This window comes from Mesorhizobium sp. M1342, from assembly GCF_040317955.1.
Lineage (GTDB): Bacteria > Pseudomonadota > Alphaproteobacteria > Rhizobiales > Rhizobiaceae > Mesorhizobium.
The window spans coordinates 1-25,748 of sequence record NZ_JAMYLI010000020.1; the positions used below are offsets into that span (position 1 = coordinate 1).

The following is a 25,748-nucleotide window of genomic DNA, read 5'->3' on the forward strand; positions in this document are numbered from 1 at the left end:
TTTGGGCGGGGGGTGGGGTTTTTTTTAATACCACACGGCCTATCGGGTTGCGGCGGGCCTTGGGTCACCCCCCCCGGTTTTCTGGGGTGTGGGGGCGGCGGTGTTCGGGGCGGCCCCCCAACGATCGGCCGCGCTCGCATCTTGCCGTGCTGCGCGACGCTGTCGACCTCGGTCGCAAACTGGAGCCGAGCCAAGCGGAAACGCCGACGATTCCTGCCCGAAAATAGGAACAGATTTCAGCGAACGCGGCCGAGGCAGCGCCGCATGACAATTCAGAGCAATGTCCACTCCGGGCGGTCCGGAGTGGACTCGCCTTGCAAGTGCAGTTCAGCGGCTGGTGAGAAAAACCGCTTCCTCATCGTCGCGCTGCCTGCCTCCGAGGGCTGCGGCGGCACTGGCGATAAAGGCGCCGATGGCCAGCGAGAGCGCACCAAGCAGGGCAAACGTCGCACTGGCCTTCCTGGCGGTGTCGGCGGCCTGCTGCGCCTTGACTTTGGCGTCCTGAGCCCTGGCGATGATCGCATCCACCCGCGCCTTGGCATCTGCTTCCGAAAGACCGGTGCGGGCGGCGACGAGTTGCGACAGATACGTTTTGTCGTCTGCGGAAACCTCGCCTGCCGCTGCACCGGCGATCAGGATGCGCGAGGCCTGCCCGGTCGCAGCCGCATCGCTGTCCGGATTGGCGGCAGCCAGCCTGCCCGGATCGGCCGGACGGAACAGCGAATCCACCAGGTAGGAGGTCGCATTGTCGGCCGATGTGCTGCCGGCATTGGCCGAAGCCCCCGCCGATGCGCCCATGGCCGCGCCAGACGCGATGGTGGACACCGCCTGCACGCCTGAGCCTATCGCAGCGGAAAGCGCGGAGCCAAGCACGCCGACGACGAGCAACGTGGCCAGCGCCCAGGCAAGAAAGCCGTGTGCGGTGTCCCGGAAATAGACTTCATCGGTGTGGATGCCGACCCATTTGGTGCGCAGGCGTCCGGCAAGATAGCCGCCGACGCCGGAGGACAGCCATTGCACGATGACAAGCCAGATCGCGGCGGACGCCGCGAAAGTGGTGACAGATGCGCCCGATCCCGACCATGGCGACACCATGGTCAATCCCAGCCCCGAACCGAGCAGCATGAGGATGAGGGTCAATGTCGAGGCCGCGAAGGCTCCGGCGATGATCGGTCCCCAGCTGACGGCGGTGGAGGAGGACTCGGTTGAGGCGGAAACATCGGCCGCCGACAGGGTGGACTGCATGGAAGCCCCCTATCGTACGAACAGCATGATCAGAATGATGATCGGAATCGGAATGCCGAGCAACCAGAGCAAAATGCCACGTCCCATGGAGGCCTCCTGTTAGAATATTGTGAATCGATGTTGTCACAATGTTCCAAGGGAACTTCCGTTCCGGCGCGTTGTAAAATGATTTTCTTGCCGCCAGCGGAACATTGGCGCGCCGCAGCGCGCCAATTCAGATTTGATGTCCAGATCAGATGTCCAGATTGGCGACCGACAGCGCGTTGTCCTGGATGAACTCGCGCCTGGGTTCGACCTCATCGCCCATCAGCCGCGAAAACAGCGAATCCGCATCGGTCGCGTCATTGACCTTGACTTGCAGCAGCGAGCGCACGTTCGGATCGAGCGTGGTTTCCCACAGCTGTTCGGCGTTCATCTCGCCGAGACCCTTGTAGCGTTGCATCGTCAGGCCCTTGCGGCCGGTCGCAAAGACCGCGTTGAGCATCGCCAGCGGCCCCGAGATGGTTTCGGAGACATCCTTGCGGCGCAGCACCGGCGGCGACCCGTAGACCTCGCTGAGGCGCTGTGCGTAGCGGTCGAGCTGGCGTGCGTCGGCCGAATTGATCAGCGCCAGGTCGAGATGCGCGTATTCCTTGACGCTGCGCACCGTGCGCTCGAACACATAGCCGCCGACGCCTTCATTCGAGGTCGACATGCGGCCGGTCCAGCCGCGCTCGGTGTCCTCGGCGATGATGTCGAGGCGTTTTGCAATCCGCTCCGCCATGTCGTTGGCGCGGCCGAGATCGGTGAACACGTCCGGGTTGAGCCCGCCGGCGATCGCCGCCTGCTCGACCACGCCTCTGTTGTAGCGCGTGTGCAGGCCGTTGATCAGCTGGCGCACCGCCAGCGCGTCGTCGATGGCTCCGCGCAGGTCCTGTCCGATGCGAACCTCGCCCGAGCCGAGGGTAAGCGATGCTTCCTCCAGTCCCGAGCCGATCAGGAACTCCTCGAACGCGCTCTCGTCCTTGATGTATTGCGAGCTCTTGCCGCGCGTCACTTTGTAGAGCGGCGGCTGGGCGATGTAGAGATGGCCGCGCTCGATCAGCTCCGGCATCTGCCGGAAAAAGAAGGTCAGCAGCAAGGTTCTGATATGGGCGCCGTCGACATCGGCGTCGGTCATCAGGATGATCTTGTGGTAGCGCAGCTTGTCGGCGTTGAACTCGTCCTTGCCGATCGAGGTCCCGAGCGCCGTGATCAACGTGCCGATCATGTCGGAGCCGAGCATGCGGTCGAAGCGGGCCCGCTCGACATTGAGGATCTTGCCGCGCAGCGGAAGAATGGCCTGATTCTGGCGCGAACGGCCGCCCTTGGCCGAGCCGCCGGCGGAGTCACCCTCGACGATGAAGATTTCGGACTTCGCCGGGTCGCGTTCCTGGCAGTCGGCCAGCTTGCCGGGCAGGGAAGTGACGCCGAGCGAGCTCTTGCGGGTGATATCGCGCGCCTTGCGCGCCGCTTCACGCGCCGCCGCGGCCTGGATCACCTTGTCGACGACCACCTTGCCTTCGCTCGGATGTTCTTCAAGCCAGGTGCCGAGCGCTTCGTTGACCAGGCCTTCGACGACAGGACGGACCTCCGACGAGACCAGCTTGTCCTTGGTCTGCGAGGAGAATTTCGGATCTGGAACCTTGACTGAAAGCACCGCCGTCAGGCCTTCGCGGCAATCGTCGCCGATCAGCGAGACCTTTTCCTTCTTGGTCAGGCCCGACGATTCGCCATAGCCGGTGATCTGGCGCGTCAGCGCGCCGCGAAAGCCGGCCAGATGCGTGCCGCCATCGCGCTGCGGGATGTTGTTGGTGAAGGCCAGCACGTTCTCGTGGTAGCTGTCGTTCCACCACATCGCCACTTCGACGGTGATCCCGTCGCGCTCCGCCTTGATGGCGATCGGCTTGTCGATCAGCGGTTTCTTGACCCGATCGAGATATTTGACGAATTCTTCGAGGCCTCCGTCATAGTGCAGTTCATGGCGCACGACATCGGCGTGACGGGCATCGGTCAAAATGATGCGCACGCCGGAATTGAGGAAGGCAAGCTCGCGCAGCCGGTGTTCCAGCGTGCCGAAGTCGAACTCGACCATGGTGAAGGTCTCGGCCGACGGGAAGAAGGTGATCTGGCTGCCGCTGCGGCCCTCATAGGTGCCCGGCTGCTTGTCCTGCTCATAGCTGCCGGTGGCCTTCAGCGGCGCGTCGGCATTGCCATGCGTGAAACTCATCTCGAAGATCTGGCCGTTGCGGCGGATTTTCAGCTTCAGCCACGCCGACAGCGCGTTGACCACCGAGACGCCGACGCCATGCAGGCCGCCCGAGACCTTGTAGGAATTCTGGTCGAACTTGCCGCCGGCATGCAGCTGCGTCATGATCACTTCGGCCGCCGAAATGCCTTCTCCGGTGTGGATATCGGTTGGAATTCCGCGGCCATTGTCGATCACGGTGACCGAACCATCGGGGTTGAGCGTCACGGTGACGAGATCGGCGTGACCGGCCAGCGCCTCGTCGATGGCGTTGTCGACCACTTCATAGACCATGTGATGCAGGCCCGAACCGTCGTCGGTATCGCCGATATACATTCCGGGGCGTTTGCGGACAGCATCCAACCCCTTCAAAACCTTGATGGAATCGGCGCCGTATTCGGCTTCAGCGCCGTTGTTGTTGTCGATCTGATCGCTCATGAAAACCTGTTGTCTGGATGCCGCTTGCACGGCGCGAAAAACCCGCTTCGAATCGCGCCTCTGATATGCACTAGATATAGGCGCAAAAGGCGGTTTTTCCAAGGTTTGCAGGCATTTCACGGGGAATGAGCCGGCTGTCCATGACAGCCTCCCGTCAGGCCCTATTTCACTTTGGCCAGCCGGTCCCTGAGAAACTTGATCATGAACTTATATCGCGGCGCCAGCCGCCCGCTGCGGTCGAGCTCCAGCGTCATGTCCAGCGCCTGGGAAAGCACGGCCTTGGGGTTCTTGGCGACCTGAGCGTAGTCGATCATGGCCACCACCAGGTCGCGCTGCCAGGTGGCGTTGTTTGGGTCGGACCGGGCGAGCTGCTGGCGGATGTCGAGACTGTCCTGGAAAGCCTGCCGCGCGCCTTTGACGTCGCGATGCTTGGCCTTGAGCATGCCGATCTCGGACAGAGTGATCGACAGGTCGCGTTGCCAGTCGGCATTGGCAGGGTCGAGCTTGGCCAGCCGGTCGGCGATGGCGAAACTGTCTGTATAGGCCTTGAGCGCTCCAGCGCGGTCGCCCTGTATCGCCCGAATGCCCGCTACTTTTTCCAAGCTGACCGAGAGGTCGCGTTGCCAGTCGGCGTTGGCAGGGTCACTGGCCGCCAGCACGCCGGCTATCGAGAGGGCTTGCCTGTAGGCGGCGAGGGCTGCCGGCCAGTCCTCTTGATCGCTCAGCGCATTGCCGATCTTTGCGTTGCCGACCGACAGGTCGCGCTTCAGCTCACTGTTGTCGGGGTCGCGGCCCACCAATTGTTCGACGATCGCATGGCCCGCTTTATAGGACGCGAGTGCGCCCGCCGCATCGCCGCGCTCGCGCTTGAGGTCGCCGATCGTATCATGGCTGACGGAGACATCGCGTTGCCGCTCGGCGTCCCGCGGCTTCTTCTCGGCCAGCGCCAATCGGACCTTCAGGCTCTCCTCGTAGGCCATCTGGGCGTTGTCAAGTCGCCCCATGACCCGGGCAAGGCCGCCGATCTCGTCATAGGTGATGGTCAGGTCGCGCTGCAGCTCGGCGCGCTCCGGTTCATTATCGGCAAGTTGCTTCTTGATCGACAGGCTTTCCTGGTAGACTTGTGCGGCGCTGGCCAGATCGCCTTGCGTCACCAGCACGTTGCCGATCTTGTCGTCGACCATGGCGAAGTCCCCGAACCATGGCAGCCGATCGGGTTCGGCAGCGGTCAAATCCCTGAGCATGGTTCTGGCGGTCCGATAGTTTTCCAGCGCTTCCGGCAGGTCCCCTTGCGCCAGCTTGACGTTGCCGAGCTTGATGTGGCTGACGGCAAAATCGCGCTTGACGCTCGGGTCGGTTTCCCGGGCCGAACGCAGCTCGAGATTGGATATCAGCGCTGCAAAGGCGCGGCCTGCCGCATCGGTGTTGCCGACAAGGGTGTAGAGCTTGCCGAGTTCGTCCAGCGTGCGGATCTGGCGGTCGGCCTGGTCCAGGGTCAGATCGGTCTGCCCGGCCTCGCGGTAAAGAGCCAGGACCGATTCATAATCGTTGATGGCCGTGGCGTAGTCGAGGTCGGCGCGCGCCGCACCGCCGGACAGGAAACGCGTCGCCGCCTCGGACAGCGTGCGGCCGACGAAATTGGCCTTCAAGGCGTTGCGCGAAACATTGTCGATGTCGGCGGCCTTTGCGAGGATGGCGCGAGCCCCATCGAAGGCGCCGAGCGAAAGCTGCTCCTCGGCCTGCCGGCGCAGCTCCGTCACCTGCGGATCATCGGAGGCCAGCGTCCTCATTTCGCCGCGCACCTTGACGAAGGCGTCCGCCGCCTCGCGCAACCGGGCATTCAGGCTGTCCGCCGAAAGGTGGCTGGCGTCGGAACTGATCAGCACGCCGTAGAGAGGCGCCAGCGGCATGCCGGCATCGCTGGCAACCTGCTCGACCTCACCGCGCATTTCCGGCGTTACGTCGGCCATGGCAAGCAGCAGGCGCTCGCGCTCCGGCAATTGTTCCTTGGCGGCCGCGGCAAAGAACAGCTTCGGCAGGCCGCTCTCGACGTAAGGCAGCTGTTTGCCTCGCGACAAATCGTAGACCTCCTGCTGTACCAGCGTCAGCACCGAGCGGATTTCGAGCCCGCTGGTGCCGAGATATTTGGTCAGCGCCGTGGTGAATGGCGAGTTCTGGCCGGTTCCGTCGGCCGCCGTCTCGCCGGGTGCTGCCGAGAAAGCGAACAGGATGTTTTCGGCGCGGCCAGTCCGGCCGAGACCCGGCTTCACCTTGTCGGCGACATCCTTGGCCAGCGAGATCGCGCCGCGCCCTTCGCCGCTGCTTCCCGAGAAGGGATCGCTGCGGCAGGCATCGAGCATGATCAGGCCGATCTTGGCGGTGGCCGCCACGCTGTCGCGCACCTCCTCCAGCGGCAGGCTGGTCTTCTCCAGCGCATCGAGCGAGGAGGCGTCGGCATCGACCGGGAGCAGCCGGTTGTCGCCAGAGATTTCGACGCCGTGGCCGGAGAAATAGACCAGCGCCACGTCGGCGCCTTTGGCATCCTGGCGAAAATCGTCGAGCGCGCGGCGCATGCGCCGCAGGTCGCGGTTGGTTTCGAGGACGACCTCGAAGCCGAGCTTCTTCAGCACCGCTCCCATCGCCTCGCCGTCATGAACCGGGTTGGCAAGCGGCCGGATCAGGCGGTAGTCGTCGTCGGCGATGATCAAGGCCACGCGCCGCTCAGCCGCCGCGGTGGCGGTGGTCATGAGCATCAGCAGCAAGGCAAAAAGCAAACGCAAGTCGAACCGCCCCCCGGCTTGTCCCTTTGCGCGAACATTCCACCTCTTTATGCCATGAGCAAGCCGGGCTTTTTGCGGAAGACCAGCGTTTTCAGGCAGCCCGCATAGGCTTCAAAGCCTCGCTCCAGCGCAACAGCTCGTCGAGCATGGTTTTGGCTCCGCCCTGCACCTGTTCGCCGGCGTTGAAAGCGCCGTTCTCGTCGAGCAGTTTCTGATACATCGGCAGGGCGACGCCTTCCGAGATCGGCATGACACCCACCGAGGTCAGCAGCGGCTTCAGCGCTTGCGCCGCGCGCAGGCCGCCGGAGACGCCGCCATAGCTGAAAATGGCGGCAGGCTTGTACTTCCATTCACGCGAGAGATAATCGATCGCGTTGACGATCGCCGGCGCCACGAAATAATTGTATTCCGGCGCCACGAAGACGAAGGCATCGGCGGCATCGATCGCTTTCGACCAGGCCTTGGTATGGTCGTTCTGGTAATTGCCGAGTCTTGGATGGTGCGGTTCGTCCAGCACCGGAAGCTTGAACGTGTCGATGTCGGTCAGTACCGGCTCGAATTTTCCATGCTCGCGCGCGAACGTCTCCAGCCACTTGGCAAAAACCGGCCCTGCGCGGCCTGGCCGCGTGCTGCCGATGATGATGTTCAACTGGTGCTTCAAGCTGGGCTCCTGCGATAGCGGTATCCATTGGTGACTGCCACCTAGGGCATGCCGCTCGGGGCAACAAGAAGGCACCTCACGGTAACCGGTCACGTTCCGGAGAGCAGGGCCTTGCCGTACGGTCACATGGACGCCTGCTTTGCGGCCCACTACATTGGGTCATCAGCGGAGCACAGCATGGACATCCAGCCCGCCCCCTTCATTCCCCCGGCGCCGAAGCCGCGCACGACGCCGCCCTCGACGCTGGAGATGATCCGCATCGTCTACCGCAACCCGCTCGAATTGTGGGGTGAACACACCTACAACGAGCCTTGGATTTCGGCCAATGGCGTTGGCGGACATCTGATCGTCGCCAACGATCCCGGCCTGATCCGCCATGTGCTGGTCGACAACGCCAGGAACTACAAGATGGCGACGGTGCGCCAGAAGATCCTGCGGCCGATCCTGCGCGACGGCCTGCTGACCGCCGAGGGCGAGGTCTGGAAGCGGTCGCGCAAGGCGATGGCGCCGGTGTTCACGCCGCGCCACATCTTCGGCTTCGCCCAGCCGATGCTGAGACGCACGCTGGACTTCGTCACCCGCTATGAAGACGGCGGCACGTCCGACATCGCTCATGACATGACGCTGCTCACTTACGACATCCTGGCCGAGACGCTGTTTTCCGGCGAGATCGCTGGCGAGCCCGGCAGTTTCGCCAACGAGATCGACCGCCTGTTCGAGACCATGGGACGCGTCGACCCGCTCGATCTGTTGCGCGCGCCCGACTGGCTGCCGAGGCTGACCCGCATCCGTGGCCGCAAGACCATGGCCTATTTCCGCAAGATCGTCACCGACACGGTCAAGATGCGCGAAGGGAAATTCAAGCGCGATCCAGGTGCCGTGCCGCAGGATTTCCTGACGCTGTTGCTCAAGGCCGAGGGCCCCGACGGACTGACGCGGGCCGAGGTCGAGGACAACATCATCACCTTCATCGGCGCCGGCCATGAGACGACCGCGCGGGCTTTGGGCTGGACGCTGTATTGCCTGGCGGAATCACCGTGGGAGCGCAACCGGGTCGAGCAGGAGATTGACCAGGTGCTGGCGCGCGAGCCCGATCCGACGAAATGGCTCGATGCCATGCCGTTCACCCGCGCCGCCTTCGACGAGGCGCTCCGGCTCTATCCGCCGGCGCCGTCGATCAACCGCGAGCCGATCGAACCGGAAATGTGGAAGGATCTTCATATCCCCAAGCATGCCGCCGTGCTGGTGATGCCATGGGTCGTGCATCGCCACAGGAAGCTTTGGGACCGGCCGGATGCCTTCCTGCCGGAGCGCTTCCACCCGGGAAATCGCGAAAAGATCGACCGCTTCCAGTATCTGCCGTTTGGCGCCGGTCCTCGCGTCTGCATCGGCGCCAGCTTCGCCATGCAGGAGGCGATCATCGCGCTGGCGATCATGCTGTCGCGCTTCCGCTTCGACACCACCGCCGAAACCAAGCCTTGGCCGGTGCAGAAACTCACCACGCAGCCACAAGGCGGTCTGCCGATGCGGGTGACGCCAAGATAGGCGTGACCCCTTCAGGTAGCTGTAACGACTATGCTGCAGGCTTGCGCTGCTGGAACTGGCCGGCGGCGCGGTAGCGCCAGAGATAGCTGGGCAGGATCGTCGCGATCGATTGCGGCTGGATGCCGAGCCCCGCAAGCGTCCGGTTGGCCTTGGCGGCCGCGTCCGAAACGATGTTGTGTTCGCGCAGCTGCATCACCTGGTCCTTGGTCAGCAGCGGATTGGGCAAGAGGCCGAGGATCGAGGCCTGGATGTTGGCCACCCACCACGGCACCGGCACCAGCAGGCGCTTGCGCTCGATCACCTCGAGCAGCTCTTCCATGCATTCCTTGAAGGTGAGCACCTTCGGCCCGCCGAGTTCATAGATATGGCCGCCATCCACCTTGCCGTCGACCGAGCGCGCCACCGCTTCGGCAACGTCGCCGACATAGACCGGCTGGAACTTGGTCTGGCCGCCGCCGATCAGCGGCAGCACCGGCGAATAGCGCGCCATGTTGGCGAAGCGATTGAAGAAGCCGTCTTCGGGTCCGAAATTGATCGACGGCCGGAAGATCACGGCGTCCTTGATCGTCTCCAGCACAGCCTTTTCGCCAAGCGCCTTGGTGCGCGCGTAGTCCGATTCGGAGTCCAGATCGGCGCCAAGCGCAGAAATGTGGGTCAGGCCGGCGCCGACCGAGCGCGCGGCCTCGGCCACTGCGCGGGCGCCGAATTCGTGCACGGCGGAGAATTTCTGCCGGCCGCTCTCATGCAGGATGGCGACCAGATTGACGACATGGTCGGCGCCTTGCACGGCGCGGTCTACCGACCAACGCACGCGCACATTGGCCTGGACCGGCTGGATCTGGCCGACATTGCCAAGCGGCTGCAAATGGCCGGCAAGATCGGGCCGCCGGCAGGCGACCCGGATGCGATAGCCGCGCTTGGCCAGCGCACGCACGACATGGCGCCCGACAAAGCCTGACCCGCCAAAGACGACGACGAGCTTTGGGGTCTGCAGGATTTCGGTCATGGCTGGCTCCGGCGCTCGCAAGCTTGGCTGAAGCCGTTTCATAATCCGTTTCGTGCCAAAGGCAAAGGGCGACGCGTCGTCGCTATCAGCCTGTCAGAACGCTTTGCCGATACGGGCGTCGACCGAATGGCGGTTGCCGCCGCGAATGACGAAGAAGAGCAGGATCGCCGCCCACAGCAGCGACTTCTCCGCGCCCGAATAACCCTGGTCCATCGTAACCCAGTGGAACCAGACCGTGACCAGCAGCACGAACAGGCCGGCAAAGGCGGCCGGCCGCGTCAAAAACCCGATGGCGATGAAGATGCCGCCGAAGAATTCAGTGCAGGCCAAAAGCAAGGACCACAACGCACCCGGATAAAAGCCGAGACCCTCGACCATCTCGGCGGCGCCGAAAGGATTGGTGATCTTCTGCGAACCGTGGATGGCTAGAAACCCACCGGCGACGACGCGAAGAACCGTTTCGGCACCATCGTGCAGAGCGGCGTAAACCCTGCCAAGGGCCGGAATGATAAGGGCGTTGCGGGGATTGTCCGTGCTTGCCGACATTGTAGCTCCTCTGTTTTGCTTGATCAGCGCAAACGGCCGATCAGGTCGGACGAAGTCAAATAAACAAAAGTTGACCAAACTACGAATGTTTTAACATTGCGCGGCCAAACGCAGAAAACCCCGCAGAAGCGGGGTTTTCCGGGCGACGTCCATGTGAAGTCAGGGGCCGACGGAGCGGCCTGACCTGAGACGGTATCAGGAGGGCGTGAAGCAAGTACGCCCACCCCAGCCCTGAACATCCGACATGGTGCCACCAACCTTCTTGCAGGCGGCGACGAAATCGGCGCTGCAATTGGCGAATTTTGCATGGCCGTTCTTGCAGTAGTGATCTTCGGTGGCCCCGCCGCTCGGGGCAGTGATGACACCCGGGCTGGACGGCTTGGCCGGCGCGGCCTTCAAGGTGGCTGCCTGTGTGGCACCCATGAACGAGCCGAGCAGAAGGACGGCGGTCAGCATGGTGATCTTGGTGTTGGTCATGACAATTTCCTTTGATTTGGGTTGAGTTTCCGAGGCGCGAAGGACCGGCCATCGCGTGATGCAGGCTTTCGATTTCGGTTTGGTGCTTCCCCCGGTGTGGATCGGGCAAGCTCGCCTTGCCCTGGACAAAGCTGTGTCGCAGCAAGGCGCGGAAAGGTTCAGCGGCGCGCAAAGAAAATCGCACCGCACCGCGCCTGGGGCGGGCTGATTTCAGATAACCAATTGATATTTAATTATTATTCAGGAAGAGTAGCGTGCGGCGAATTCGGAAATGCGCTGCACCACCGCCTTGGATGCGGTGATGCCCCGCGCTTGCGCCTTCTCTGCCGCCTCTGCACGGGCGCGGCCCGGCACGTGCACGCCGAAGCGCCGCCGCAGCCGGTCGAGTTGGTCCTTCATCCGCTGCTCGAAATCCGGATCGAGCAGCTTGGGCTCGACGGCAAGCACGAACAGGCCGGTGCCGGGACTGTCCGGCCCGCCGCTGAACCATGGCGCGTCGAGCGACCAGTTGGCGCCTGACAGGCCGGCTGCCAGCACTTCGACCATCAACGCGATGTTGGCACCGCGCTGGCCGCCGAAGGCAAGCATGGCGCCCTTGATGGCGGCGGCCGGATCGGTGGTCGGGTTGCCGCTGGCGTCCAGCGCCCAGCCTTCCGGGATTGTCTTGCCCTCTTCGGCCGCTTTGCGGATGTTGACGAAGGCGGTGGCGCTTGACGACTGGTCGATGACCAGCGGCGCGCCGTCGGCGGCGGGTGCGGCAAACGACATCGGGTTGGTGCAATAGACCGGCTTGACCGAGCCCGAGCCGGCAAGCACGGCCGGGCCGTTGGTGGCGGCGAACGACACCAGTCCAAGTGCTGCCAGCCTTCCGGTGAAATAGCCGAGCGCGCCGCATGTATAGGCGTTCTTCTGCGAGAAGATGGCGACACCGAACAGCTTTGCCGCCTTGGCGAGGTCGTCGATGGTGCGGTCGAAGCCGGTATGCGCCAGCCCGCCGCGTGCATCGGAGAGATAGACCGCAAGCGCCGGCCGGGTGATCACCGGATCGGCATTGCCGTCGATGCGTCCGGCTTCCAGCGCCTCAAGATAGTCGATGAAATGCGACAGACCGACCGAGGAAAGCCCTTCGGCCTCGGCTGATATGATCGAAGCAGCGAGCGATTGTGCCGCTTCCTCATTGGCGCCGGCGCCAAGTGCCGCCATCCGGCACAGTCCTTTTGCCTGGTCGAGACTGAGTTGCATCATGGCCGTCCTAGGGGAGTAAGGGAATAGGGGAGTACGGGAGTAGGGGACAGTGAGCAGTGAATAGCGAATGGGGATGGAAATGTGAATGTGGATAGTAGCCGGATACTCCCCTACTCCCCTACTCCCCTACTCCCCTCTAACCAATCTTGTTGGGGATCCGCGCTTCTATCCTGCTGAACGCAAAGACCAGAATACCGGTGATCATCATGTAGATCAGCGCCAGCAGCAGCAGGGGTTCATAGGTGAGATAGGTGTCCTGCCGCACCTTGGACGAAACGGCGAAGATGTCGATGACGCTGATCGTCGCCACCAGCGGCGTCGATTTCAACTGCAGCACGGTCTCCCCGGTCAGCGTCGGCAACGCCCGATAGATGGCTTGCGGCAGCCAGATGCGCCGGAACGCCTTCCAGCGGCTCATGCCGAACGCGCGGGCGGCTTCGAGTTGCCCCTTCGGCACGCCCGCAAAGGCGCCGCGCATCACCTCGCCCTCATAGCCGGCGAACGACAGGGTCAACGCCAGCACGCCATAGGGCCAGGCTTGCCGCAGATATGGCCACATCCAGGATTCGCGGATCCAAGGATATTGCGGGAACAGCGAGCCCAGGCCGTAATAAAGCAGCCATAGCTGGATCAGCAGCGGCGTGCCCCGGATCACCGTGCAGAACACCTTGGCGGGCGCGGCGAACCAGAATGAGCCGGCGGCTTGCGCCAGCCCTAGCGGCACGGCCAGCAGGAAGCCCAGGACGCAGGTGACGGCCAGGATCCACAGCGACCGCCAGATGCCGATCAAGCCCATTTCATAATATTGCGGCAGCCAGTCCCAGCGCATGAAAAAGGCGGCCGACAGAACCAGGCCGAGTGCGATCAGGATCAGCACGATGCGGTGCGGCTGCAGCCACAGCGACGTTCGCGCGACGACGTTGATGATGGCAGCCTCGTTGGCCATCAGCGCGCCTCCTTGAGCGAAGGCATGCCGCGCCGCGACCAGGTCTCGACACGGCCGATGACGAGGTTGGAGAACAGCGACAAAAGCAGATAAAGCACGCCCGCCGCGAAAAAGAAGGTGAAATAGGCTTTGGTGACACCCGCCGCCTGCCGCGTCGCCAGCGCCAGCTCGTAGAAACCGACGACCGCCAATAGCGCGGTGTCCTTGGTGGCGATCAGCCAGAGATTGGCGAGGCCCGGTATGGCGAAGGGCAGCATTGACGGCAAGGTGATGCGCCGCAGCAGCAGGCCGGGAGACATTCCATAGGCGCGCGCGGCTTCGATCTGGCCCTGCGGAATGGCCAGAATCGCGCCGCGTATCACCTCGGTCGAATAGGCGCCCTGGACGAAGCCGAGCACGGCGATGCCGGCGGCAAGGCCACTCACGTCGACGCGCTGATAGCCCATGGCCGTCAGCGCCTGATTGATCAGGTCGGTTCCGGCGTAATAGAGCAGCAGGATCAGCACCAGTTCGGGCACCGCGCGCACGATGGTGGTGTAGACCGCCAGGAGATCGCGCACCACCGGCCCGCCATAAAGTTTGCCATAGGCGCCGCCGGTGCCGATCAGAAGGCCGAGGCACGTGGCGCCCAGCGCGATCTCGATCGAATGCAGCAGCCCGACCAGAAGCGTCCCGCCCCAGCCTGGCGGGTAGGGCGAGAGAAGCTCGGTGATGCCGGCCGCGGAGGCCGAAAGAAGTGCGTCGATCAGCGTCGCCCCCGAAGTGCTGGCCAACCGCCGACGGCTGCGTCGGCGGCAAACATGCCTGGGAAAGATCGAGCAGGGGGCATGGTGCTGGCGCCATGCCCCCTGCTCATACGAGGATCGTCAGTTCGACTGTGCGCCGCCACCGCCGTAAATGTCGAAATCGAAGTATTTCTTCGAGATCTCGTCATATTTGCCGTTGGCGCGGATCGCCTTGATGCCGGCGTTGATTTTGCCCTTCAGTTCGGTGTCTTCCTTGCGCACGCCGGCCCCGACGCCCGGTCCGAGCACTTCGTCGTCAGGAGCGACCATCCCCTTCAAGTCGCAGCAGGCCTTGCCCTGGTCGGATTTCAGGAACTCGCCAAGCGCGATGGAATCGGCCTGGACCGCATCGAGGCGGCCGGCGGCCAGATCGTTGTTGGCCTCGTCCTGGGTCTGGTATTCCTTGATCTCCGAGGCTGTGCTGCCAAAGTGCTTCTTGGCGTAGACAGCGTGCACCGTCGAAACCTGCACGCCGACGATCTTGCCCTTGAGGTCGTCCGGGGCGGAGCCGAATTTCTGGTCCTTGGGGCCGATGATCGCGGTCGGCGTGTTATAGTACTTGTCCGAGAAATCGATCGTCTTCGCGCGTTCGGCGGTGATCGACATCGAGGAGACGATGAGGTCGATCTTCTTGGTCGTCAGTGCCGGGATGATGCCGTCCCAGGCGACCGGGGTAATGACGCAATCGAGCTTCTCCTCGGCGCAGACGGCATCGATGAAGTCGATCTCCCAACCGACCCACTTGCCCGAAGCATCGGGCGAGGTGAAGGGCGGATAAGGCTCGGCGGCGACGCCGATCTTGACCGGATCGGCCTTGGCCACGCCCATGGCGGCGACGCCGAGCAGCAGCGCTGCGGCGAATGTTTTCAGAACAGTCTTCATGTCACGACTCCCAGTTTGTTGTTGGTTCCCGGTTTTCTTCCGTCCCGGCCTGTCCTAGCCGATGTTGCGGATGAACTGCTTCAGCCTTTCGGATTTGGGCGCGCCGAAGATCTGCTCCGGCGGGCCTTCTTCCTCGACCAATCCATTGTAGAGATAGACGACATGCGTCGCGACCTCGCGGGCGAACTTCATCTCGTGGGTGACCAGCACCATGGTGCGGCCTTCGCGCGCCAGGTCGCCGATCACCTTCAGCACCTCACCGACCAGCTCGGGATCGAGTGCGGAGGTGGGCTCGTCGAACAGCATGACGCGCGGATTGATGGCCAGCGCCCGGGCGATCGCCGCGCGCTGCTGCTGGCCGCCCGACAGATAGGCCGGATAGACGTCGCGCTTTTCGGCCAGACCGACACGGGCGAGCAGTTTCTCGGCCTCGCCGATCGCCACATCGCGCTTGATGCCAAGCACATGTACGGGAACCTCGATGACGTTTTCGATCAGCGTCATGTGGCTCCACAGGTTGAAGTTCTGGAACACCATGCCGAGCTTGGAGCGGATGCGCTCGATCTGCTTGCGGTCGGCCGGGACCGTGTGGCCATGGCTGTCGGCCTTGAGCTTGATCTCCTCGCCATTGACGCGGATGATGCCGCTGGTGGGGTTTTCCAGGCAGTTGATGCAGCGCAGCAGGGTCGATTTGCCTGAGCCCGAGCCGCCGATGATGGCGATGACCTCGCCGTCGCGCGCCGACAGCGAGACGCCCTTCAGCACATGCAGCTCACCGAATCTCTTGTGCAGGTTCTCGACATGGATGGCTTCGGCGGCGCCGTCCTGCGCCGTATGTTTCAATGCGGGTGCGGCGCTTTGCGCTGTCATCCCGGATGCGGCGCTTATGGCCGTCATTCCTTCCACGCTCCGCGGAGCGTTCGAGCTCGTCGCTGCTGGTATCTTTTACCCATTACCCGTCACTGGACAGAGTTCCCATGCTCAGGATGGACCGTTCCGCTTGCCTCCGTCAACCATGGTTTTTGGACTATTGATCACAGCTTGCTGTAGTGGTTAGTGGCGCCAACCGACGTTCAGGGAGAATTTAGTGGGCAAATCATACGGGTCGCAGTCCATGGCCGGACCCCTGAAACGCGTGTTGATGCGGTCCGCCACGAGCGCCATGCGTCATGCCAGGGCACAGGAATGGCACTATGGTCCGGGGTTCGATCCGCAGAAGGCGGCGGCCCAGCATGAGCAGTTGACCAGCATGGTCGCGGCTTCCGGCGCCGAGATCGAATGGCTGACGGACGCCGATGACGGGCTGGCCGATTCCGTCTTCACCCATGATCCGTCGCTGATGACCGATCATGGCGCGATTATCCTTTCGATGGGCAAGGCGCTGCGCCGTGCCGAGCCCGGTCTGCACGAGGCAGCTTACAAGCGCATGGGGATCCCCATTCTCGGCCGGATCGACGATCCGGGCCAGGTGGAAGGCGGCGACTGTGTCTGGGTCGACGCAACCACGCTGGCCGTCGGTCGTGGCGTACGCACCAACCAGGACGGCATCCAGCAGCTTTCGAACCTGCTCTCGCCTAAGGGCATTTCGGTCTTCGGTTTCGATCTGCCGCTCTGGCACGGCGAGGAAGCCTGCCTGCATCTGATGTCGGTGATCAGCCCGCTCGCCGACGATCTGGCGCTGGTCTATGCGCCCTTGCTGCCGGCCGCCTTCTACCAGATGCTGCGGGCGCGCGGCATCAAGCTGGTCGAGGGCGATGCCGACGAGTTCTTCGCCTCCAGCGGGCTCAGTCTCAATGTGCTGCCGACCGCGCCGCGCCAGATCATTGCCGTTGCCGGCTTTCCCAGGACGGCGGCCGCCATGGAAGCGGCCGGCTGCACGGTCGCCACCTTCGATGCGGATGCGCTCTGCATCGCCTGCGAGGGCGGTCCGACCTGCCTGACGCGACCGGTGCTGCGCCAATGATCGCCACTGGGGCCACCACTGGGACGACGGTCGGGGAGGCGTTGATTTCGCTGCTCGAAGCGCATGGCGTCGACACGGTGTTCGGGATTCCGGGCGTCCACACGGTCGAGCTCTACCGCGGGCTGGCGCGCTCGAAGATCCGCCACGTCACGCCGCGTCACGAACAGGGCGCCGGCTTCATGGCCGATGGCTATGCGCGCGCCAGCGGCAGGCCGGGCGTCGCCTTCGTCATCACCGGACCGGGGCTGACCAACACCATCACCGCCATGGGGCAGGCACGCGCTGATTCGGTGCCGATGCTGGTCATATCCGGCGTCAACGCCATGCCGACGCTGGGCAAGGGCCTCGGCCATCTGCATGAACTGCCGGATCAGCGCGGCATGATGGAGAAGGTGGCGCTGTTTTCGAAGCGCGTCACCGAGGCCAGCGAATTGCCCGCTGCTCTGGCGCAGGCCTTCGCCCTGTTTTCATTGGCCCGGCCCGGCCCGGTGCATATCGAGATCCCGACCGACGTCATGGTCAAGCCGGCGGATGGCATCGCTGCCATGCTGAGCAATGTGACGCCACCCGCGCCGGAAGGTGCCGCAATTGCCAGCGCGGCCAAACTCATCGCTGCCGCGCGCCGCCCGCTGATCCTGGTCGGCGGCGGCGCCAAACGCGCCGGGGCGCCATTGCGGCGTCTGGCCGAGCGGCTGGGAGCGCCGGTCGTCCAGACCACCAATGCGCGCGGCCTGCTGCATGGGCATCCGCTTTGCGTGCCGGCCAGTCCCAGCCTGAAGACAGTACGGGCGCTGATGGCCGAAGCCGATCTGGTCATTGCCGCCGGCACCGAATTCGGCCCGACCGACTATGACGGCTACAGCGATGGCGGCTTCGTCCTGCCCGCCAATCTGATCCGCATCGATATCGGCGCGGACCAGATTGCCCGCCGCCCGGCAACCGTTTCGATCCAGGCCGATTGCGCCGAGGCGCTCGAAGCGCTGCTTCTGGAAACGGGACATGTCCGGGCAAGCGAGGGCGGTTCGTCGCGCGCCGCTGCTACACGAAAAGCAGCCTTTGCCGAGCTCAATTCGACACTGCAGGGGCAGGTGCGCGCCGTCGAGATGATCCGCGACGCTTTGCCGGGTGCGCTCATCGTCGGCGATTCGACGCAGCCGATCTATGCGGCCAACCTCTATTACGACCATGACCGGCCAGGCGGCTGGTTCAATGCCGCCACCGGTTTCGGCGCGCTTGGCTATGGCCCACCGGCGGCGATTGGCGCGGCCCTTGCGATACCCGATGCGCCGGTCGTTTGCCTCACGGGTGACGGCGGCTTCCAGTTCACGCTGCCGGAAATGGGCGCCGCGCTCGATGCGCGGGTACCGGTCATCTTCGTCGTCTGGAACAACAGAGGCTACCGCGAGATCGAAACCTCGATGCTCGATGTCGGTGTCGAGCCGGTCGGCGTATCACCGGCGCCGCCGGATTTCTGCAAGCTGGCCGAGGCCTATGGCATCGGCGCCGAACGGCTTGCCGATATCGACGCTCTCGCGGACGCGTTGAAGCGCGCCCGGGCCACCGGACTGCCGCGCGTCATCGAAATCACGGTTGACTGAAGGACGGTGCTACGTATTTCCCGTCTCGACGGCCCTGAACCACGGCCGGCCGGTGGGCGGACGCATGCAAAGACGCGACAACTGCCATGTCGAGATGTCAATTGAGTGATGGCGCAAAAGGCGCGACGCTTCGCGTCGGCGGCACAGAAACGACCTAACGATAAAAAAATGACAGGAGCGTCCAAGATGACGGAAACACTTGAAGGCAAGCATATCGTCGTGACCGGTGGGACCGGTGCGCTCGGCGGTGCGGTTGTCGGCAAACTGCTGAGTGACGGCGCGATCTGCCATGTGCCCAACGCCCATGCTGCCGCCCCCACGCATTTCCCCTTTACCACGCATGACCGTGTCCAGCTGGTGCACAACGTCGATCTCTCGGACCCTGCCAAGGTCGAAGCGTTCTACAGCCAGGTTCCAGGCCTTTGGGGCTCGATCCATCTGGCCGGCGGCTTCACCTCGGCACCTGTTGAAAAGATCGAGTCGGCGTCCTTTGCCGAGATGATGGACACCAATGCGCGCACAGCCTTCCTGTGCTGCCGCGCCGCGGTACGCTCTATGCTCGCATCGGATACCGCGGGCCGTATCGTCAACGTCACCGCGCGCGCCGGGCTCGATCCGCGACGCGGCGCCGGCATGGTCGCTTACGCCGCCAGCAAGGCGGCGGTGGCAGCCATGACGGTGGCGATGGCCGAAGAGCTGAAGCACAAGGGCATCCTGGTCAATGCCGTGGCGCCGTCGACACTCGATACGCCGGCAAACCGCGCCGACATGCCGGATGCCGATGTCACCAGATGGGTCAGCCTCGAAGCCGCCGCCGAGGCCATCGCCTATCTGGCATCGCCGGCCAATCTGGCGATGAGTGGTACGCTGGTGCCGCTTTACGGCAGGGCGTAACCTTCCACCCTTTACCGCGGTCAAAGAAAAACCCCGCCGGATTGTTCCGGCGGGGTTTTGTTTTCGAGCCTGTGCGAAAACTTCGCTTCGAAGGGCTTCGCGGTGCGAAGGGCTTAGCTGCCCTGCTTCTTCAGCGCGGCACCCAGGATGTCGCCCAGCGAAGCGCCGGAGTCGGTCGAGCCGTACTGAGCGACCGCTTCCTTCTCTTCGGCGATTTCCAGCGCCTTGATCGAGACCTGCAGCTTGCGGGTCTTCTTGTCGAAGGCGATGACGCGCGCGTCGACCTTCTGGCCGACGGTGAAGCGCTCGGGGCGCTGCTCGTCGCGGTCACGGCTCAGATCGGAGCGCTTGATGAAGGTTTCGATGCCGCTGTCGACCAGCCGCACTTCCAGACCGCCATCCTTGACGCCGATGACTTCACAGGTGACGACCGCGTTCTTGCGCAGTTCGCCTGAAGTCGCCGCTTCGCCGACCGTATCCTTGGCCAGCTGCTTGATGCCGAGCGAGATGCGCTCCTTGTCGATGTCGACATCGAGCACCTGCGCCTTGACCATGTCGCCGCGATTGTACTCTTCGATGACCTGCTCGCCCGGACGGGTCCAGTCGAGGTCGGAAAGGTGCACCATGCCGTCCACGTCGCCTTCGAGGCCGATGAACAGGCCGAACTCGGTCTTGTTCTTGACCTCGCCCTCGACCTGGCTGCCGACCGGATGGCTCGAGGCGAAAGCCTGCCACGGATTCTCGAGCGTCTGCTTGAGGCCGAGCGAGATGCGGCGCTTGGCCGGATCGACCTCGAGCACCACCACGTCGACTTCCTGGGTCGTCGACAGGATCTTGCCGGGATGCACGTTCTTCTTCGTCCACGACATTTCCGAAACGTGGATGAGACCCTCGATGCCCGGCTCCAGTTCGACGAACGCGCCGTAGTCGGTGATGTTGGTGACGGTACCCTTGATCTTCTTGCCGATCGGGAACTTGGTGCCGATCTCGGACCACGGATCGCTCTCGAGCTGCTTCATGCCGAGCGAGATGCGGTGGGTTTCCTGGTTGATGCGGATGATCTGCACCTTGACCGTCTGACCGATGTTGAGGATTTCGGTCGGATGGTTGACGCGGCGCCATGCCATGTCGGTGACATGCAGCAGGCCGTCGATGCCGCCGAGGTCGACGAACGCACCATAATCGGTGATGTTCTTGACGACGCCTTCGACAACCTGGCCTTCTTCGAGGTTCTGCACGATTTCCGAACGCTGTTCGGCGCGGCTCTCCTCAAGCACGGTACGGCGCGACACCACGATGTTGCCGCGGCGGCGATCCATCTTGAGGATCTCGAACGGCTGCGGGTTGTGCATCAGCGGGGAGACGTCGCGGATCGGGCGGATATCGACCTGGCTGCGCGGCAGGAAGGCCACGGCGCCGTCGAGGTCGACGGTGAAGCCGCCCTTGACCTGGTTGAAGATGACGCCTTCGACGCGCTCACCCTTGGTGAACTTCTCTTCCAGGCGGACCCAGCTCTCTTCGCGGCGGGCCTTTTCACGTGAAAGCATCGCTTCGCCAAGCGCGTTTTCGATGCGCTCGACATAGACTTCGACGGTGTCACCAACCTTGAGGGTGGTGTCCTTGCCCTTGACGCCGAATTCCTTCAGCGGCACGCGGCCTTCGACCTTGAGGCCGACGTCGATGATAGCCATGTCTTTTTCAATGGCGGTGATGATGCCCTTGACGACCTGACCTTCGCCGGAATGGCCGGCGGTAAAAGATTCTTCGAGCAGGCTCGCGAAATCGTCGCGAGTGGGATTTGCAGCTGACATTGTTTCTCCTGGAGTGCCCCGCATCTAAAAGCGGGACGGGCGCCGTGGGTTAGCGTTGCGTTTGGCCTACCGGCGTTCCGGGCTACAAAAACCCTGGGGCCGCTCTTTAAGCGGCAATTCCGGCGCATGAAGAATGCTGGCAGGCTGGTTCGTGCCCGATATGGGTATTTTCTTCGCCTCCGACAACGGAAATACGAGGGAAAACCCGGATCAGGCGTTGTCTCTTTTGGCCAGCACGTCGTCTATGATCGCCATGGCTGCAAGAAACGCGGCTTCTATAGCCATTTCGCTGGTATCAAGCAAGTGCGCGTCGGCCGCCGGCTTCAACGGTGAGTCCGCTCGACCCATGTCGCGCTCGTCGCGGCGCACGATATCGGCGAGGATTTCGGTGAAATCAGCGGTGCCGCCGATGCTTTCGATCTCCGACAGCCGGCGCTGTGCCCGCACCTCCGCGCTCGCTGTCACATAGAGTTTGATGTCGGCGTCGGGGCACACGACGGTGCCGATGTCGCGCCCATCGAGCACCGCGCCCGGCGGCGTCTTGGCGAAGTCGCGCTGCTTTTCGACGAGGATACGCCGCACCGTCGGGTACACCGCGACCTTGGAGGCAGCCTCGCCGACCGCATGCGCCGACAAGACCGTCCGGTCGAGCTTTGCCAGATCGACCTGGCGGGCAGCGGTTTCAGCCGCCGAGACATTGTCGAGCGGCAGCGCGTGCTGGAGCAGCGCATAGGCGACGGCGCGATAGGTGAGACCGGTGTCGAGCAGGTTCAGCCGGTAGTGGTCGGCGAGCCGGCGGGCGAGTGTGCCCTTGCCGGCGCCGGCCGGGCCGTCGATAGCGATGGTGAAGGTGTGAGTCATTGGCGGGCCGCCGCGATTGACAGGTGCGATGAAGAAGACGGGCGCCGAGATTCTTCACACCCCCCTCTGTCCTGCCGGACATCTCCCCCGCAAGGGGGGAGATCAGCCATCACCGCTGACTTAGCCAATCGCCAATATTGCAGGATTGAATGGAGCGCCAAAGCCGCCAATCTCCCCCCTTGCGGGGGAGATGTCCGGCAGGACAGAGGGGGGTGCTGTCCCGCCAGCGTTGCAATCTGGTCCCAAGCCATCGACTAGCCGATCTCCGCGCCCAGCCCCGTCATCAGCCCCATGAACTCCGGAAAGCTCGTCGCAATCATCGCGGCGTCATCGATCGTCACCGGCTTTTCCGTCGCCAGCCCCATGACCAAGAAACTCATGGCGATGCGGTGGTCGAGATGGGTCTGCACGGTCGTGTCCTGGCCGTTCGGATGGCCACCCAGCCCCTTGCCGCCCGGTTTTCCGCGCACGGCGAGCGAGGCCTCGCCCTCGGTGCAGTCGACGCCGTTGAGCTTCAGCCCGTTGGCGACGGCCGACAGCCGGTCGGATTCCTTGACGCGCAGCTCTTCCAGTCCCTGCATCAGCGTTTCGCCCTCGGCGAAGCTGGCAGCGACCGCAAGCACGGGGTACTCGTCGATCATCGACGGCGCCCGCTCGGGCGGCACGGTGACGCCCTTCAACTCGGAGTAGCGCACGCGCAAATCGGCGACATCTTCGCCACCGGCGTTGCGCGGGTTCAAAATGTCGATCTTGCCGCCCATTTCCTGGAGCGTCAAAAGCAGGCCGGTGCGGGTCGGGTTCATCAGCACGTTTTCGATCACAATGTCCGATCCCGGCACGATCAGCGCGGCCACCAGCGGGAAGCCGGCTGAGGAGGGGTCACCCGGCACCGCGATGGTCTGGCCGGTCAGTCTGCCCTGGCCTTCGATGAAGATGTGGCGCACGCCGCGTTCGTCGGTTTCGACCGACAGATTGGCGCCAAAACCCTTCAGCATCTTTTCCGTGTGGTCGCGTGTCATTACCGGCTCGATCACCGTGGTAATGCCGGGCGTGTTGAGGCCGGCGAGCAGCACCGCCGACTTTACCTGCGCCGAGGCCATCGGCACACGATAGGTGATCGGGGCGGCATGCTTTGGCCCATGCAGCGTAATCGGCATGCGGTCGCCCGGCGTCGCCTTCAACACCTGCACGCCCATCTGGCGCAAGGGTTCCAGCACGCGGCCCATCGGCCGGCCCGACAGCGAGGCATCGCCGATGAAGGTCGTTTCCATGTCATAGGTGCCGACAAGGCCCATGGTGAGCCGCGAGCCGGTGCCGGCATTGCCGAAATCGAGCGGGCCTTCCGGCTGCAGCAGTGCGCCATTGCCGGTGCCGCGGATCACCCACTCGTCGCCGTTCTTCTCGATATGCGCGCCCATTGCCTTCATGGCAGCACCTGTGCGCATCACGTCCTCGCCTTCGAGCAGGCCGGTGATGCGGGTCTCCCCGGAGGCGAGGCCGCCGAACATGAAGGAGCGGTGCGAGATCGACTTGTCGCCCGGCACGCGCGCGATGCCGGAAAGGGCTGGGGATTGGCGGGCGGTGGCCGGCTTGGGCGCGGCGGCGTGAGACATGGAATTTCCCTGGACGGAATGCCGGCAGGCCGGCGCTTTTCATTTGTTGCGGCGGTCTCGTATCACGGCGGGCCGAAATGGTCATCCCCCATGGTCGTCACTGACGCGACGCCTTTCAACGTATGGTTTTGTGACGCCGGCTTTTCGCTTTGACAGCGCTTCAAACTGTGGTTAAGGGGACCACTCTTTTATTGACGAGGCTTGCCGTGGCAAAAACCGAACTTGGCACAAAACGTATCGACCCGGAGACGGGCCGAAAATTCTACGACCTGAACAAGGACCCGATCGTCTCGCCCTACACCGGCAAGACCTATCCGCGTTCCTATTTCGAGGAAGGCAAGATTGCCGCCCTCGAGGAGGAAGAGGAAGTGGCCGAGAAGGAAGTGGACGCCGAGGAAGAAGAGGGCGTCGAGGTCGTCTCGCTTGAAGAGGCCGACGAGGACGCCAAGGGCGACGACCTGCCGGATCTCGGCGACGACGAGGATGACGTCGACCTCGGCGACGACGAGGATGACACCTTCCTCGCCGACGAAGAGGAAGAAGATGACGACGTTGCCGACATGATCGGCGTCGGCGACGACGACGACGAGGTCTGATCGGCCTTGAAAGCGGGCGTTTGCAGGCTTTCGTAGCCTGCGAAGAAAAAGCGGCTCTTGAAGGCTTGATATCTGAGAAGGGCGGGGTTAGAAGCCGCCTGCACTAACGGCGCGGTCTCCAACCCGCGCCGGATCTCTTCGCCGGAAACGGCGCCGGTTGACTGCCGGAAGTGGGGCCATAGCTCAGTTGGGAGAGCGCTTGAATGGCATTCAAGAGGTCGTCGGTTCGATCCCGATTGGCTCCACCAAACAGTCCCTCTGCAATTCGCAGCCGATGAATGTGTGGTACTGCGGTCATCTGCGTTTGATGGTCAGTTCAGGCAACGCCGCTGAAAGCGCCCCCATCAAACGGAACGAACCAGCCATTTCTCGAGAGCAACTGTTCGCCGGACAAAGTCTTCACTGTTCATGGAGCGCTTAGAGACTGGAAGCCGGCCCGATCACCACTCGGCGAAGGAGCCGTCTTTGTGGCGCCAGACAGGGTTGCGCCAGCGGTGGCCTTCCCTAGCGCGTTCCTTGACATACTCCTCGTCGATCTCGACACCCAGGCCCGGGCCGTCGGGAATGGCGACATAACCATCCTCGTAGCGGAAGACATCCTTGTTGGCGGCATAGTCGAGCAGGTCGTTGGCGGCGTTGTAGTGGATGCCGAGGCTCTGCTCCTGGATGAAGCAGTTGTAGCTGACCGCGTCGAGCTGCAGGCACGCGGCAAGCGCGATCGGCCCGAGCGGGCAGTGCGGCGCCACGGCCACATCATAGGCTTCCGCCATCGCCGCGATCTTGCGGCATTCGGTGATGCCACCGGCATGCGACAGATCAGGCTGGATGATGTCGACGACGCCTTCCTCGAACACGGATTTGAAGTCCCAGCGGCTGTAGAGCCGCTCGCCGAGCGCGATCGGCGTCGAGCCGAGCGCGGCGATCTCCTTCAGCGCCTCGCGGTTTTCGCTGAGCACCGGCTCCTCGATGAACATCAGCCTGTAGGGCTCGAGCTCCTTGACCAGGGCGCGCGCCATCGGCCGGTGGACGCGGCCGTGAAAATCGACGGCGATGCCGATGTTGGGTCCGACGGCCTCGCGCACCATGGCGACGCGTTCGACAGCGGCGTCGATCTTGTCGTGGCTGTCGACGATCTGCAACTCCTCGGTGCCGTTCATCTTCAACGCCAGGAAACCGCGCGCAACCATTTCCCGGGCACCCGCCGCGACTTCTGCCGGCCGGTCGCCGCCGATCCAGGAATAGACCTTGATCGTGTCGCGCAGCTTGCCGCCGAGCAATTCATGCACAGGCACGCCGAGCGCCTTGCCCTTGATATCCCACAGCGCCTGGTCGATGCCCGCAATGGCGCTCATCAGGATCGGCCCACCGCGGTAGAAGCCGCCGCGATGCATCACCGTCCAGTGGTCCTCGATCAGGCGCGGGTCCTTGCCGACGAGATAATCGCCAAGCTCCTTGACCGCTGCCTCGACGGTCAGCGCCCGGCCTTCGACGACCGGCTCGCCCCAGCCAGTGACGCCGGCATCGGTTTCGATCTTCAGGAACAGCCAGCGCGGCGGGACGATGTAGGTGGTGAGCGAGATGATTTTCATG

Annotated in this window: 21 protein-coding genes and 1 tRNA gene; 6 read left to right on the plus strand and 16 right to left on the minus strand. The window is 63.6% G+C overall.

The window, feature by feature from the left end:
- Positions 1 to 327: 327 nt before the first annotated feature.
- The 4 genes from NKH06_RS20785 to NKH06_RS20800 all read right to left on the minus strand — a co-directional run bounded on the left by NKH06_RS20785 (position 328) and on the right by NKH06_RS20800 (position 7,390).
- Complete coding sequence (locus NKH06_RS20785; RefSeq protein ID WP_352893817.1) at positions 328 to 1,245, minus strand: hypothetical protein; 918 nt, start codon at positions 1,243 to 1,245, stop codon at positions 328 to 330.
- Positions 1,246 to 1,477: 232 nt separating this feature from the next.
- On the minus strand, positions 1,478 to 3,949 hold the full coding sequence (gyrB, locus tag NKH06_RS20790) for a DNA topoisomerase (ATP-hydrolyzing) subunit B (RefSeq protein WP_023811500.1): 2,472 nt from the start codon (positions 3,947 to 3,949) through the stop codon (positions 1,478 to 1,480).
- Positions 3,950 to 4,110: 161 nt separating this feature from the next.
- A complete protein-coding gene (locus NKH06_RS20795) occupies positions 4,111 to 6,729 on the minus strand; it encodes a caspase family protein (RefSeq protein ID WP_352893818.1) in 2,619 nt (872 codons plus the stop codon).
- Between the two features lie 91 nt (positions 6,730 to 6,820).
- Positions 6,821 to 7,390, minus strand: coding sequence for an NADPH-dependent FMN reductase (locus tag NKH06_RS20800; RefSeq protein WP_023811502.1), 570 nt, complete (start codon positions 7,388 to 7,390; stop codon positions 6,821 to 6,823).
- Positions 7,391 to 7,567: 177 nt separating this feature from the next.
- Between NKH06_RS20800 and NKH06_RS20805 the strand changes: the two genes are divergently transcribed.
- Entirely contained in the window at positions 7,568 to 8,935 is a 1,368-nt protein-coding gene (locus NKH06_RS20805; protein ID WP_352611584.1) for a cytochrome P450, read from the plus strand.
- A 28-nt stretch (positions 8,936 to 8,963) separates the two neighbouring features.
- On the opposite strand, the gene NKH06_RS20810 is transcribed toward NKH06_RS20805, so the two are convergent.
- The 8 genes from NKH06_RS20810 to NKH06_RS20845 all read right to left on the minus strand — a co-directional run bounded on the left by NKH06_RS20810 (position 8,964) and on the right by NKH06_RS20845 (position 15,692).
- Positions 8,964 to 9,941 (minus strand): complex I NDUFA9 subunit family protein, encoded by a 978-nt coding sequence (locus NKH06_RS20810; protein WP_023811504.1) that lies wholly within the window; start codon positions 9,939 to 9,941, stop codon positions 8,964 to 8,966.
- A gap of 93 nt (positions 9,942 to 10,034) precedes the next feature.
- Positions 10,035 to 10,487: a DoxX family protein gene (locus tag NKH06_RS20815; RefSeq protein WP_023811505.1), complete on the minus strand. Its 453-nt coding sequence runs from the start codon at positions 10,485 to 10,487 to the stop codon at positions 10,035 to 10,037.
- Positions 10,488 to 10,682: 195 nt separating this feature from the next.
- The gene (locus tag NKH06_RS20820; protein ID WP_023811506.1) at positions 10,683 to 10,964 is read right to left on the minus strand and encodes a hypothetical protein; all 282 of its coding nucleotides are present in this window, start codon (positions 10,962 to 10,964) and stop codon (positions 10,683 to 10,685) included.
- A 240-nt stretch (positions 10,965 to 11,204) separates the two neighbouring features.
- Complete coding sequence (locus NKH06_RS20825) at positions 11,205 to 12,206, minus strand: Ldh family oxidoreductase (protein WP_352893899.1); 1,002 nt, start codon at positions 12,204 to 12,206, stop codon at positions 11,205 to 11,207.
- 139 nt (positions 12,207 to 12,345) lie between these two features.
- On the minus strand, positions 12,346 to 13,155 hold the full coding sequence (locus NKH06_RS20830; protein WP_023811509.1) for an ABC transporter permease: 810 nt from the start codon (positions 13,153 to 13,155) through the stop codon (positions 12,346 to 12,348).
- Complete coding sequence (locus tag NKH06_RS20835) at positions 13,155 to 13,868, minus strand: ABC transporter permease (protein ID WP_206516821.1); 714 nt, start codon at positions 13,866 to 13,868, stop codon at positions 13,155 to 13,157. Before NKH06_RS20835 ends, NKH06_RS20830 begins: the two co-directional genes overlap by 1 nt.
- Before the next feature lie 153 nt (positions 13,869 to 14,021).
- A complete protein-coding gene (locus NKH06_RS20840; RefSeq protein WP_023811511.1) occupies positions 14,022 to 14,822 on the minus strand; it encodes a transporter substrate-binding domain-containing protein in 801 nt (266 codons plus the stop codon).
- 54 nt (positions 14,823 to 14,876) lie between these two features.
- Positions 14,877 to 15,692: an ABC transporter ATP-binding protein gene (locus tag NKH06_RS20845; RefSeq protein WP_023811512.1), complete on the minus strand. Its 816-nt coding sequence runs from the start codon at positions 15,690 to 15,692 to the stop codon at positions 14,877 to 14,879.
- A 244-nt stretch (positions 15,693 to 15,936) separates the two neighbouring features.
- Between NKH06_RS20845 and NKH06_RS20850 the strand changes: the two genes are divergently transcribed.
- From NKH06_RS20850 to NKH06_RS20860, 3 genes are all read left to right on the plus strand, one after another.
- On the plus strand, positions 15,937 to 16,785 hold the full coding sequence (locus NKH06_RS20850) for a dimethylarginine dimethylaminohydrolase family protein (RefSeq protein ID WP_128302804.1): 849 nt from the start codon (positions 15,937 to 15,939) through the stop codon (positions 16,783 to 16,785).
- Positions 16,782 to 18,383, plus strand: a complete 1,602-nt coding sequence (locus NKH06_RS20855) for a 5-guanidino-2-oxopentanoate decarboxylase (protein ID WP_352893821.1) — start codon at positions 16,782 to 16,784, stop codon at positions 18,381 to 18,383. Before NKH06_RS20850 ends, NKH06_RS20855 begins: the two co-directional genes overlap by 4 nt.
- Positions 18,384 to 18,569: 186 nt before the next feature.
- Positions 18,570 to 19,277, plus strand: coding sequence for an SDR family NAD(P)-dependent oxidoreductase (locus tag NKH06_RS20860; RefSeq protein ID WP_023811515.1), 708 nt, complete (start codon positions 18,570 to 18,572; stop codon positions 19,275 to 19,277).
- 113 nt (positions 19,278 to 19,390) lie between these two features.
- Here NKH06_RS20860 and rpsA read toward each other — a convergent pair whose 3' ends face one another.
- The 3 genes from rpsA to aroA form a co-directional block, all read right to left on the minus strand.
- Positions 19,391 to 21,088, minus strand: a complete 1,698-nt coding sequence (gene rpsA / locus NKH06_RS20865; protein ID WP_023811516.1) for a 30S ribosomal protein S1 — start codon at positions 21,086 to 21,088, stop codon at positions 19,391 to 19,393.
- A gap of 210 nt (positions 21,089 to 21,298) precedes the next feature.
- A complete protein-coding gene (gene cmk, locus NKH06_RS20870; protein ID WP_352864258.1) occupies positions 21,299 to 21,949 on the minus strand; it encodes a (d)CMP kinase in 651 nt (216 codons plus the stop codon).
- Positions 21,950 to 22,203: 254 nt separating this feature from the next.
- Positions 22,204 to 23,562, minus strand: a complete 1,359-nt coding sequence (gene aroA / locus NKH06_RS20875) for a 3-phosphoshikimate 1-carboxyvinyltransferase (RefSeq protein ID WP_352439794.1) — start codon at positions 23,560 to 23,562, stop codon at positions 22,204 to 22,206.
- A 206-nt stretch (positions 23,563 to 23,768) separates the two neighbouring features.
- Here aroA and NKH06_RS20880 point away from each other — a divergent pair, with 206 nt between their 5' ends.
- Positions 23,769 to 24,158 (plus strand): TIGR02300 family protein, encoded by a 390-nt coding sequence (locus NKH06_RS20880; RefSeq protein WP_023811519.1) that lies wholly within the window; start codon positions 23,769 to 23,771, stop codon positions 24,156 to 24,158.
- A gap of 172 nt (positions 24,159 to 24,330) precedes the next feature.
- A tRNA-Ala gene (locus tag NKH06_RS20885) sits at positions 24,331 to 24,406 on the plus strand.
- A 192-nt stretch (positions 24,407 to 24,598) separates the two neighbouring features.
- Here the strand turns inward: NKH06_RS20885 and dgoD are convergent.
- Positions 24,599 to 25,747 (minus strand): galactonate dehydratase, encoded by a 1,149-nt coding sequence (gene dgoD, locus NKH06_RS20890; protein ID WP_352893822.1) that lies wholly within the window; start codon positions 25,745 to 25,747, stop codon positions 24,599 to 24,601.
- Between the last annotated feature and the right edge of the window lies 1 nt (position 25,748).